This is a genomic window from Mesorhizobium sp. LNHC229A00 (assembly GCF_000502415.1).
Lineage (GTDB): Bacteria > Pseudomonadota > Alphaproteobacteria > Rhizobiales > Rhizobiaceae > Mesorhizobium.
In genome coordinates this window covers 137,994-149,912 of record NZ_AYWQ01000009.1, presented here as the reverse complement: position 1 = coordinate 149,912, position 11,919 = coordinate 137,994, and the positions used below count along the sequence as shown (strand labels likewise).

Annotated in this window: 10 protein-coding genes; 5 read left to right on the top strand and 5 right to left on the bottom strand. The window is 63.6% G+C overall.

The window, feature by feature from the left end:
* The first annotated feature begins 21 nt into the window (after positions 1–21).
* Positions 22–345, top strand: a complete 324-nt coding sequence (locus X742_RS150825; RefSeq protein WP_023773192.1) for a TfoX/Sxy family protein — start codon at positions 22–24, stop codon at positions 343–345.
* 186 nt (positions 346–531) lie between these two features.
* Here X742_RS150825 and X742_RS150830 read toward each other — a convergent pair whose 3' ends face one another.
* Both X742_RS150830 and X742_RS150835 read right to left on the bottom strand, forming a co-directional pair.
* On the bottom strand, positions 532–1,449 hold the full coding sequence (locus X742_RS150830; RefSeq protein ID WP_023773191.1) for a pseudouridine-5'-phosphate glycosidase: 918 nt from the start codon (positions 1,447–1,449) through the stop codon (positions 532–534).
* A 77-nt stretch (positions 1,450–1,526) separates the two neighbouring features.
* On the bottom strand, positions 1,527–2,471 hold the full coding sequence (locus tag X742_RS150835) for a carbohydrate kinase family protein (RefSeq protein ID WP_023773190.1): 945 nt from the start codon (positions 2,469–2,471) through the stop codon (positions 1,527–1,529).
* Between the two features lie 281 nt (positions 2,472–2,752).
* Between X742_RS150835 and recA the strand changes: the two genes are divergently transcribed.
* Both recA and alaS read left to right on the top strand, forming a co-directional pair.
* The gene (gene recA, locus X742_RS150840) at positions 2,753–3,853 is read left to right on the top strand and encodes a recombinase RecA (RefSeq protein ID WP_013895892.1); all 1,101 of its coding nucleotides are present in this window, start codon (positions 2,753–2,755) and stop codon (positions 3,851–3,853) included.
* Between the two features lie 271 nt (positions 3,854–4,124).
* A complete protein-coding gene (gene alaS / locus X742_RS150845) occupies positions 4,125–6,479 on the top strand; it encodes an alanine--tRNA ligase (protein ID WP_023773189.1) in 2,355 nt (784 codons plus the stop codon).
* A gap of 241 nt (positions 6,480–6,720) precedes the next feature.
* Here alaS and X742_RS150850 read toward each other — a convergent pair whose 3' ends face one another.
* Positions 6,721–7,344: a glutathione S-transferase family protein gene (locus tag X742_RS150850; protein ID WP_023773188.1), complete on the bottom strand. Its 624-nt coding sequence runs from the start codon at positions 7,342–7,344 to the stop codon at positions 6,721–6,723.
* 16 nt (positions 7,345–7,360) lie between these two features.
* Positions 7,361–8,572: an NADP-dependent isocitrate dehydrogenase gene (locus X742_RS150855; RefSeq protein WP_023773187.1), complete on the bottom strand. Its 1,212-nt coding sequence runs from the start codon at positions 8,570–8,572 to the stop codon at positions 7,361–7,363.
* A gap of 211 nt (positions 8,573–8,783) precedes the next feature.
* Between X742_RS150855 and X742_RS150860 the strand changes: the two genes are divergently transcribed.
* A complete protein-coding gene (locus X742_RS150860) occupies positions 8,784–9,704 on the top strand; it encodes an RNA methyltransferase (protein WP_023773186.1) in 921 nt (306 codons plus the stop codon).
* Positions 9,697–10,566: a glutamate racemase gene (gene murI, locus X742_RS150865; protein WP_023773185.1), complete on the top strand. Its 870-nt coding sequence runs from the start codon at positions 9,697–9,699 to the stop codon at positions 10,564–10,566. The genes X742_RS150860 and murI overlap by 8 nt, the downstream gene beginning before the upstream one ends.
* Here the strand turns inward: murI and X742_RS150870 are convergent.
* Entirely contained in the window at positions 10,510–11,892 is a 1,383-nt protein-coding gene (locus X742_RS150870) for an RNB domain-containing ribonuclease (protein ID WP_023773184.1), read from the bottom strand. The genes murI and X742_RS150870 overlap by 57 nt on opposite strands.
* Positions 11,893–11,919: the final 27 nt, after the last annotated feature.

The window sequence follows — 11,919 nt, the reverse complement described above, 5'->3', positions numbered from 1 at the left end:
TGCCGGTGACATGATCGCGGCATGGACAATGAGCGCATAGCAGAACTGTTCGACGGCCTCGGTCCGGTCAGCATCCGAAAACTATTCGGCGGCAAGGGCATCTATTTCGACGGCGTCATCGTCGCCATCGTGCTGCGCGGCGAATTGCTGCTGAAAGCCGACGAGCAGAGCGCATCGGAGTTCCAAGCCGCGGGCTGCCAGCAATGGACCTACACCGGCTCTCGCCACGGCAAGCTTGTCGCCATGCCCTATTGGAGCATTCCCGACAGCGCATTCGACGATCCCGACGAAATGACGGTGTGGGCGCGACGCGCCTATGAGGCTGGGCGGCGGGCGGGGAAGTAGGCTCCCGCCAGCGCGAAGCCACCCCCTCATCCGGCCGCTTCGCGGCCACCTTCTCCCCGCCGGGAGAAGAGGTTTGCGTTGAAGCTGCAAGCTCCTCTCCCCTCGGGAAGAGGTCGGATTGCCCCGAATTGCTCCCGGTAATTCGACCTTGGCAAACCGGACGAGGGGGGACTTTCTTGGCAGACCCTACAGCGCCTTGGCGATCTCAGCCGCCAGCCTTGCATTGTTCTCGACCAGCGCGATGTTGGTCTTCAGGCTGCGGCCGCCGGTGAGTTCGAGGATTTTTCCCAGCAGGAACGGCGTCACGGCCTTGCCGGTGACGTTGAGGGCTTCGGCCGCCTTTTGGGCGGCTTCGATGTAGCCCGCCATTTCTTCAGCGGGGATTTCGTGGGATTCCGGCACGGGATTGGCAATCAGCATGCCGCCGCCCGAGCCCAGAGCGAGGCGTGTCCGGTAGAAATGCGCGATATCTTCCGGTCTGTGCAAGGTCAATGGCGCCCGGAACGGTGACTGCCGCGACCAGAAGGCCGGCATCGTCTCGCAGCCATGGCCGACCACGGGCACGCCGCGGGTCTCCAACACTTCCAGCGTCTTTTCGATGTCGAGGATCGCCTTGGCGCCGGCCGAGACGACGATGACCGGTGTACGCGCCAATTCATCGAGGTCGGCCGAGATGTCGAAGCTCTTTTCCGCCCCCTTGTGCACGCCGCCAATGCCGCCGGTGGCGAACACCTTTATCCCGACCATATCAGCCGCGATCATGGTAGCGGCGACGGTGGTGCCACCGGTGCGGCCTTGCGCGACGGCGAAGCCGAGATCGGCGCGCGACAGCTTCATGGCGTCACCGGTCATCGCCAGCGATTCGCGTTCGCCGTCCGAAAGCCCGATCTTGATGCGGCCGTTGACCACCGCGATGGTTGCCGGCACCGCGCCGCCGTCAGCGATGATCTTTTCGACATTGGCCGCCATGGCGCCATTGTCGGGATAGGGCATGCCATGGGTGATGATGGTACTTTCGAGCGCCACCACCGGGCGCCCGGCGGCCAGGGCCTGCGCCACCGGTGCGTGGATATCGATGAAGGGGCGAGCGGTCTCTGGCGTCATTCTCTGATCTCCAATCCGGAGTGCGGCGCATCCATCAGGAAAGCGTGGCTTCGATGCGCGTTATGAATTTGCCGGTCTCATGCCACTTCCCTGGCATCCGGCACAAGGGCCAGCGCTTCCGCGAAGCTCGCCGCGGTGAATTCGGGCACTGCATTGGCGCTTTCGATGGCCAGCGTTGCCGCGGCGACGCCCTCGCGCACGGCCTGGCGCAGTGGCAGGCCGCGCAGCAGTGCTGCGACCGTCGCACCTGCCAGCGCGTCGCCGGCGCCGGTGACATCGGCGACTTTTCTGGGGACAGGCGGCAGGATCGAAAAGGCGCCTGCCTCGTCGAAACCCAGCACAGGGCCGTTACCGGCCGTGACCACGCCGCGGGCAAGGCCGCTGCACCGCAACCCATCGACCATTTCCCGCTCGGCGGCCCCTGCATTGACGCCAGCCAGCACGACGGCCTCTCGCCGGTTCATGAAAAGCTGGGCCAGCCCGCCGAGAACCGGTATCAGCCGCGTTACCTTCGCCGGCGAAATCGCGATGGCGAAAACCGGTTTGCCGGCGGCGAGCGACAGCAGCCGCTCCAGGGCGGCCGACGGCAAATTGGCGTCGCACAGGATGGCATCGGCGGCGGCCACCTCCTGGCGTATCTTGGAACGCCTGATCTGCTTGGGAAAAGCCAAGTCATACAGCGCCATGTCGGCAAAGCCGACGATCAATTCGCCCTCGCGATCGATCAATGCCGTGTAGCTCGGCGTGGCACGGTCGAGGAACACCGCCGAAAGATCAGCGATGCCTGCCTCGGCGATGGCCCGTGAAACCGTATCGGCCGACGCATCGCCGCCCCGCATCGACAACAGGGAGGCCGACACGCCGCGCCGCACCATGCTGCGCAACGCATTGAAGACGCCCCCGCCGACATCCTCGCGCATCGTGCCGGGATTGGAGGCTGCCGGCACGTAGGGACCGTACACCTGGCCACGCCGGTCGATATGGGCGCCGCCCAAGGCCAGTATCTTCGGGGATTCCACCATGGCGGCGATATGACCTTTGTTGTTGCAGCCGCACAAGCGCTAGAGTGCGCGACAGAGCTTCGCATGCAGGTCGGCGATTCGGCCGGGCGATACGATCGAGCCGTCTGGCCCAATGCGGAGCCCGTTCGTGCCCGGGATTGCGAGACAAAAAAAGAACAAATCGCAATATCGCTTGTTTTTCAGTTGGTTGTCACCCCTTGCCAAATGAGAACAAAAAAGGTACAAAATGGCAGGGATTACGGATTGTCCGGCCTTCATTGACGACCAAGGGGTGATGTATCATGGCTCAGAATTCTTTGCGGCTGGTAGAGGATAAGGCAGTGGACAAATCAAAGGCTCTGGATGCGGCGCTGTCGCAAATCGAGCGGGCTTTCGGCAAGGGCTCGATCATGCGGCTCGGCGCCAACGAGCAGGTCGTCGAGATCGAAACGGTGCCGACCGGCTCGCTCGGTCTCGACATCGCGCTCGGCGTCGGTGGCTTGCCGCGCGGCCGTATCATCGAGATCTATGGGCCGGAAAGCTCCGGTAAGACGACCCTGGCCCTGCACACCGTGGCTGAAGCCCAGAAGAAGGGCGGCATCTGCGCCTTCGTCGATGCCGAACACGCGCTCGATCCGGTCTACGCCCGCAAGCTCGGCGTCGATCTTGAAAACCTGCTGATCTCGCAGCCCGACACCGGCGAGCAGGCGCTGGAGATTTGCGACACGCTGGTGCGTTCCGGCGCCATCGACGTGCTGGTGGTCGATTCGGTGGCGGCGCTGACGCCGCGTGCCGAGATCGAGGGCGAGATGGGCGATTCGCTGCCGGGCCTGCAGGCCCGCCTGATGAGCCAGGCGTTGCGCAAGCTGACCGCCTCGATCTCGCGCTCCAACACCATGGTCATCTTCATCAACCAGATTCGCATGAAGATCGGCGTCATGTTCGGTTCGCCCGAAACCACGACCGGCGGCAACGCACTGAAATTCTACGCTTCGGTTCGCCTCGACATCCGCCGTATCGGCTCGGTCAAGGATCGCGACGAGGTCGTCGGCAACCAGACCCGCGTCAAGGTGGTCAAGAACAAGCTGGCGCCGCCCTTCAAGGTGGTCGAGTTCGACATCATGTATGGCGAGGGCGTCTCCAAGACCGGCGAGCTGGTCGACCTTGGTGTCAAGGCCGGCGTGGTCGAGAAATCGGGCGCCTGGTTCTCCTACAATTCGCAACGTCTCGGCCAGGGCCGCGAGAATGCGAAACTGTTCCTGCGCGACAATCCCGATACCGCGCGCGAGATCGAGCTGGCGCTCAGGCAGAATGCCGGATTGATCGCCGAAAAGTTCCTCGAAAATGGTGGCTCCGAGGGCAATGGGGACGACGGTTTTGAGGACGAAGCCGGCGCGATGTAGGCAACGGCCGGAGTTTGGCCAGAAATCCAGCCTATTACCCGATGCTTAAGTAACAGAGTTCTGTAGTACCGCGTTCCAAACCGCCGGCCATCGCGCTGGCGGTTTTCGTTTGGGCGGCCCCGCAAGTGCCGGTGCAAAGCGCGAATTGGCTTAATTCCGTGTTTCTGGACAGGGTCAAGAGCTACGGCTAAAAGGCCAACTGCATCTTCTAGAAAATACAGAGCCATCTCCCGCCGGTCCGGCCGGCGGCTCTCTTGAAAAGGCAGTATCCATGAGTGGCGTCAACGAGATCCGGTCGACCTTTCTCGACTATTTCCGCAAGGAGGGCCACGAGGTCGTGGCCTCGAGCCCGCTCGTGCCGCGCAACGATCCGACATTGATGTTCACCAATGCCGGCATGGTGCAGTTCAAGAACGTCTTCACCGGTTTGGAGAAGCGACCCTATTCGCGTGCCACCACAGCTCAGAAAAGCGTTCGCGCCGGCGGCAAGCACAACGATCTCGACAATGTCGGCTATACCGCGCGCCACCTGACCTTCTTCGAGATGCTGGGCAATTTCTCTTTCGGCGATTACTTCAAGGAGCGTGCCATCGAGCTTGCCTGGAACCTCATCACCAGGGAGTTCGGGCTGAAGAAGGACAAGCTGCTGGTCACCGTCTATCACACGGACGACGAGGCGGCCGGCTTCTGGAAGAAGATCGCTGGTTTCTCCGACGATCGCATCATCCGCATCCCGACCTCCGACAATTTCTGGGCGATGGGCGACACCGGTCCTTGCGGACCATGCTCGGAAATCTTCATCGATCGTGGCGAGCACATCTGGGGTGGGCCTCCCGGCAGTCCCGAGGAAGACGGCGATCGCTTCCTTGAATTCTGGAACCTGGTGTTCATGCAGTACGAGCAGGTGACGAAAGAGGAGCGGGTCGACCTGCCGCGCCCGTCGATCGACACAGGGATGGGCCTGGAGCGCATGGCATCCATCCTGCAAGGGGTGGAGAGCGTCTTCGAGACCGACCTGTTTCGTCATTTGATCGATGCGGCGTCCTCGGCACTTGGGCGCGCGCCCGACGCCGAAACGGTCGCGTCCTACCGCGTCATTGCCGACCATCTGCGCTCGTCCTCCTTCCTGGTCGCCGACGGCGTGCTGCCGTCGAACGAAGGCCGCGGCTATGTGCTGCGCCGCATCATGCGCCGCGCCATGCGCCATGCGCAGTTGCTGGGGGCGAACGAGCCGCTGATGTGCAAGCTGGTGCCGGCGCTGGTGCGCGAGATGGGCCAGGCCTATCCCGAACTGGCACGCGGCGAAACGATGATTGCCGAGACCCTGAAACTCGAGGAGACCCGCTTCCGCAAGACGCTGGTGCGTGGCCTCGGGCTGCTCTCCGAGGCGACGGAGAAGCTCGGCGCCGGCGACATGCTCGATGGCGAAACGGCGTTCAAGCTCTACGACACCTATGGTTTCCCGCTCGACCTGACGCAGGATGCGCTGCGGCAGCGCGGCATCTCGGTCGACCTTGCCGGTTTCACCAATGCGATGGAGCAGCAGAAGGCGGAGGCGCGCAAGCACTGGGCCGGGTCCGGCGAGGCCGCCACCGAGACGGTTTGGTTTTCCGTGCGTGAAAAGACCGGCGCCACCGAATTCCTCGGCTACGAAACCGAGCAGGCGGAAGGCCTCATCGAGGCGCTGGTCAAGGATGGCAAGACCGTCGACAGCGCCGGCAAGGGCGATGCGGTCGCCGTGGTCGTCAACCAGACGCCGTTCTACGGCGAGTCCGGCGGCCAGATGGGTGACACCGGCATGATCTCGGGCGAGGGCTTCTCGATCGAGATCTCCGACACGCAGAAGAAAGCCGATGGCCTTTTCGTGCATCTCGGCAAGGTGGTCGCAGGCATGGTCAGGGCGGGTGCCGCGGTCGAACTGAAGGTCGATCATGCCAGGCGCTCCAGGCTGCGCGCCAACCACTCCGCGACGCACCTGATCCACGAGGCGTTGCGCGAGGTGCTGGGCACCCATGTCGCGCAGAAGGGCTCGTTGGTCGCACCCGAGCGTCTGCGCTTCGACATCTCGCACAACAAGCCGATCTCCGCGCAGGAGCTGGAAGAGGTCGAGCGCATGGCCAACGAGATCGTCGTGCAGAATGGCCCGGTGACCACGCGCCTGATGTCAGTCGACGACGCCATTGCAGAGGGCGCGATGGCGCTGTTCGGCGAGAAGTATGGCGATGAGGTGCGCGTCGTGTCGATGGGCACGGGCTTGCATGGCGCCAAGGCCAACCGGCCTTATTCGGTCGAGCTCTGCGGCGGNGTCGGCTTCCTCGGCAAGGCGGTGTCAGGTGTCTCGCCGAAGGACCTGAAACCGTTGGCCGACGCGGGCAAGACTTCGTTGGGCTCTGGCGTCGTCGTGTTCGTTGGCGCCGGCGAGGACAACAAGGCGAGCGTCGTGGTCGCAGTCACCGCTGATCTCGTCAGCCGCTTCAGCGCCGTCGACCTTGTTCGCGTGGCCTCCGCCGCATTGGGCGGGCAGGGCGGCGGCGGCCGCCCCGACATGGCCCAGGCCGGCGGCCCGGATGCGTCGAAGGCCGATGATGCGATCGCGGCAGTGAGGGCGGCGCTGGAAGCAGCGTAGCTACCCACGCGTGGGGCTAGGCGAAATCCTTTCTCTTAGGGCAGCGCCGCCCCTCATCTGGCTGCCGCCATCTTCTCCCTGTTGAACGGGGAGAAGGGCGCTTTCGTCGCGGCCTTCGCCAATCGCCCTCGTTGCAGGAGAGCGCCGGCAACGCGACCAGCCTCTTTCTCCCCGTTCACGGAGAGAAAGGCCCGGCAGGGCAATGAGGGGCGGCGCTGACGTCGAGGAAGCTCACCTCGAATTACGCTTTTTCGGTACGCACGAAGCTCGGGCGGCCAGCCATTCGCAAATACAAATCCCAGATGCCTGCAAACTGCGTCAGCAAGTTGTGCCCTTCTGGAACCTTGACGAAGTAGGCGATGATCGGCGCCGCGTGCAGATCGGCAAGCGTCAGCTGGTTGCCGAGCAACCATGGGCCTTGTGCCTTCAGTGACGTCAACACCTTGAGCACCGTCTCGGCTTGCCGAAGGCCATTGGCGATCAAAGCCACGTCCGGCTCCGTCTTCTGCAGCCGCTCGACGGCGACGTCCCATACCATCGCCCTGTAAGCATAGGCGTCGAGTATGCCGATGATCTGGTTCATGGTTGCGCGGGCGAGCGGATCGGTCGGCTGGAGAGCAGGGCCCGCAAAACCCTCGTCGACGTAGCGAGCGATCGCGCTCGCCTCGAACAGGCGGAAAGTATCATGCTCGAAGGCCGGGATGCGGCCGAAGGGATGGTGTTTGCCGTACCATTCCGGCACGCCACCTTCTGCAAAGATGTCGACCGGCACTATGTCGTAGGCAATGCCTTTCTCCTCGAGCGCAAGCCGGACGATGCGTACATAGACGCTGTAGTCCGCGCCGTAGACGACCGGCTTGCCCATTTGTCCTCGAGGTGGGTTAGGCCATCGCTTTCTGCAAATTCTCGTCGATCTTGTCGAGGAAGCCGGTGGTCGAGAGCCAAGGCTGATCGGGGCCGATCAAGAGCGACAGGTCCTTGGTCATGAAGCCGCTCTCGACAGTCTGGATGCAGACCTTTTCCAGCGTCTCGGAAAAACGCTTCAGTTCGACGTTGTCGTCGAGCTTGGCGCGGTGCGCGAGGCCTCGCGTCCAGGCGAAGATCGACGCGATCGAATTGGTCGAGGTTTCCTCGCCCTTCTGATGCTGGCGATAGTGGCGCGTCACGGTGCCGTGCGCGGCTTCCGCTTCCACGGTCTTGCCATCGGGCGTCATCAGCACCGAGGTCATCAGGCCGAGCGAACCGAACCCTTGCGCCACCGTGTCGGACTGGACGTCGCCGTCATAGTTCTTGCAGGCCCAGACATAGCCGCCCGACCATTTCAGGCTCGAGGCCACCATGTCGTCGATCAGGCGGTGCTCGTACCAAAGCTTCTTCGACTTGAACTCGGCCTCGAATTCAGCCTCGTAAACGTCCTGGAAAATATCCTTGAAGCGGCCGTCATAGGCCTTGAGGATGGTGTTCTTGGTCGACAGGTAGACCGGATAGTTGCGCAGCAGGCCGTAGTTCAGCGACGCCCGGGCGAATTCGCGGATGGACTCGTCGAGATTGTACATGGCCATGGCGACACCGGCGCCGGGCGCGTCGAACACGTCGTGCTCTATGACCTGGCCGTCCTCGCCGACGAACTTGATCGTCAGCTTGCCCTTGCCGGGAAAGCGGAAATCAGTGGCGCGATACTGGTCGCCGAAGGCGTGGCGGCCGACGATGATCGGCTTGGTCCAGCCGGGCACCAGGCGCGGCACGTTCTTCATGATGATCGGCTCGCGAAAGATGGTGCCGCCCAAAATGTTGCGGATGGTGCCGTTCGGCGATTTCCACATCTTCTTCAGCTTGAATTCCTCGACGCGCTGCTCGTCGGGGGTGATGGTCGCGCATTTCACGCCGACACCGTATTTCTTGATGGCGTTGGCCGAATCGATGGTCACCTGGTCGTTGGTGGCGTCGCGATGCTCGACGCCCAGGTCGTAATATTCGAGCTTGAGGTCGAGATAAGGGTGGATCAGCTTGTCCTTGATGAACTGCCAGATGATGCGGGTCATCTCGTCGCCGTCGAGTTCGACGACCGGGTTCGCCACCTTGATCTTCGCCATGGAAAGAATGCCTCGTTGCTGGGAATGGGACGGCCTTGCCCGCGTGGCGTCGGCCGGGGATGCCGCCCGTATATCAAAGCGCTTTTGGCCACGCAAACGGCGACGGTCACGAATGTGAGGCCACGGCGCCGTCATTTGCGACTGCTTCATTTTCGCGGCCGAATATGGCAGGGGACGCTGAAATGCCGCAAACAGCAGTTCATTGACAACCATGCCCATCACCAAAGACCCCGATAGCACCGCAGCCGCCGGCCCGGCGATCATCCTTGTCGAGCCGCAGCTCGGCGAGAATATCGGCATGGTCGCCCGCGCCATGGCCAATTTCGGACTGTCGGAACTGCGTCTGGTCAATCCGCGCGATGGCTGGCCGAGCGAGAAGGCGCGTGCCGCCGCCAGCCGTGCCGACCACGTCATCGATGCCGTCAAGGTTTTCGACGATCTGGCCTCGGCACTTGCCGACCTGAACTTCGTCTTCGCCACCACCGCCAGGCAACGCGACGGCTTCAAATCCGTGCGCGGCCCAGTGGAAGCGGGCAGGATGCTGCGCGCCCGTCACGGAATGGGGCAGCGCACCGGCATCCTGTTCGGTCGCGAGCGCTTCGGCCTCTACAATGACGAGGTTGGCCTCGCCGACGAGATCGTCACTTTCCCGGTCGATCCTGATTTCTCCTCGCTCAACATCGCCCAGGCGGCCTTGCTGATGTCCTACGAGTGGATGAAGTCGGGCCTGGAGGACGAGACCAGGACGAACTTTACCGGCCCTGACATGAAGCCGGCCAGCAAGGAAGAATTGCACGGCCTGTTCGCCTATCTCGAAGGCGCGCTCGAGGCGCGCGGCTATTTCAGGCCGGCGCCGAAGAAGCCGAAAATGGTCGACAATCTGCGCGCCGTGCTGACGCGGGCAGGCTTTGCGGAACCGGAGCTCAAGGTGCTGCGCGGCATAATCTCTTCGCTCGACCGGTTCTCACCGGCGATGCCGCGCGGCGATGGGTCACCTGGCGATGACCCGAGGCGTTTGCCAGCGGCCGCCGCGCGCGCCCGCAAGGCGGAGGCGGCTGGCCGGGCACCGCACGCTGGCGGCGACGACACGGACACGCCGCCGCTGGGCGGCAAGGGAACCGACAATGACTGACCAGCCGATCCTGATGTTCGATTCCGGCGTCGGCGGTCTGACCGTGTTGCGCGAGGCACGCGTCCTGATGCCCGACCGGCGCTTCATCTATGTCGCCGACGATGCCGCTTTTCCTTTTGGCGCCTGGGAGGAGCCGGCCCTAAAGGAGCATATACTCGGCCTATTCGCCAAACTGCTCGACCGGTTTGCGCCCGCTATCTCCGTTATCGCCTGCAACACCGCCTCGACACTGGTGATCGACGCGCTGCGCGAAAGATTTCCCGGCCATCCCTTCGTCGGCACGGTGCCAGCGGTCAAGCCGGCGGCCGAGCGCACGCGCTCCGGGCTGGTCTCGGTGCTGGCGACGCCGGGCACGGTGAAGCGCCAGTACACGCGCGACCTGATCAGCAAATGGGCGCAGAAATGCCATGTCCGCCTGGTCGGCAGCGACAGGCTGGCTGGCCTGTCCGAAGCCTATATGCGCGAGGGCTTCGTCGACGAGGAGGTCGTGCGCGCCGAGATCGCGCCATGCTTCATCGAGCGGGACGGCAGGCGCACCGACATCGTCGTGCTGGCCTGCACGCACTATCCCTTTCTGGTCAATCGCATGCGCAAGACCGCCCCCTGGCCGGTCGACTGGATCGATCCGGCCGAGGCGATCGCACGGCGCGCCCTTTCGCTGCTGCCGCCCATCGATGGCGCGCTGCCGCAAACCGAGCCTGACATCGCGGTTTTCACCTCGGGCAAGGCGGACTTTGCAGTCAGCCGCCTGATGCAGGGGTTCGGGCTGACCGTGCACTTGGACAGTGGCAAAACCGCCCACCACTCAAACAGGTTCGAAGACGATGCTGCGTTGATCCGGATCGGCCAGGACCAGCCTTAGCGTCAGACCATCGCCCTGTCTGAGCCCCGAGGCCTTCACGGTGGCAACGACAGCCATGTCGGCAAGCTGAATGCGCATGCCATGGTCGACGAAGTCGGTGACGACGGCTTTGAACGTCTCGCCCTCGCGCCCCTCCAGCATTACCGCCTCGGCAAGGTCGATGGCCGCGTGGTTGATCTGCGAAGCGCGACTATCCGCACGTCCCATCGCCTTCGGCAATCTGGCGAACGCCTCGGTGACAGGCTGGGGCACGGGCTGGCCGTTGGCGATAGCCAGCGCGCAGCGAACGACATAGCGGTCGCCAAGGCGCCTTAGAGGCGCCGTTGCGTGGGCATAGGTCGCGGCCATCGCCTCATGCCAGGGGACAACGCCGTCCTGATACGGTTGATAAGATGCGCCGGGGCTCGCATGGCGGATTTCCAGCATCAGCGCCGCCTGATGCGGATCGGTCGGATCGAGGGTTCGCTGATAGTCCCTCAAATTGGCGGAAGCCGGCCAGGACAATCCGAGAGCCTGTGCGGCGTTGCGCAGCCTTTGAACCTTGAAGGCATCCGGCCCCGACATCACCCGAAACAGGCCGGTATGATGCGCAAGCATGGCATCGGCAATCGCCATGTTGGCGGCCAGCGAAAGCGCGGCGTTGTCCTGCTCGGATTGCAGCAGTGGTCTGAACGAAAGCCGGAATGTGCCGTCGGCGAGCCTTTCCACCTCCTGCTCGGGTGGGTCGACGCGGGAAGCCCCACGGCGCTGTTCGTTCGCGGCCATGCGCCGCGCCATTTCGGCGAAGTCGGCCGGGACATCCGAGGCCTTCACCCTGTCATAGGCGAGCTTCGCGCGGCTTTGAATGATTGCCCGCTCCGCGCCGTCCAGCTTCGTCGCGCCGTCCTGCGCAACCCGAACCGTGAAGATGACAGCCGGACGGGGTCCATCCGGCAACAGGCTTGCCGCGCCCTCGGCAATCACCGGCGGGTAGAGCCCGGCCTTGCCGTCCGGCAAGTAAAGCGTCTCGCCCCGCGTCCAGGCTTCGCGATCAATCGCGTCGCCGTCCTCGACGAACCAGGCCACGTCGGCGATGGCGTAATGCAGCAGAAGATCGCCACCGCTCGCCTCGATCGAGAACGCCTGGTCAAGATCGGTGGAAGCAGCCGGATCGAGCGTGACGAACAGGATATCAGTCCGATCGGCATGCTGGTTGGGCACACGTTTGGCCGCCGCCTCCGCCGCCGCAAGCACATCAGCCGGAAATCCGTCCGGCACGTGGAATTCGGCGCGTATTTTCGTCAGTCCAGTGGCGAGAACCTGTGAGGGATCGGTCAGGGATTTCATTTAGCCGTCCTACACTGGGGCTCCGGA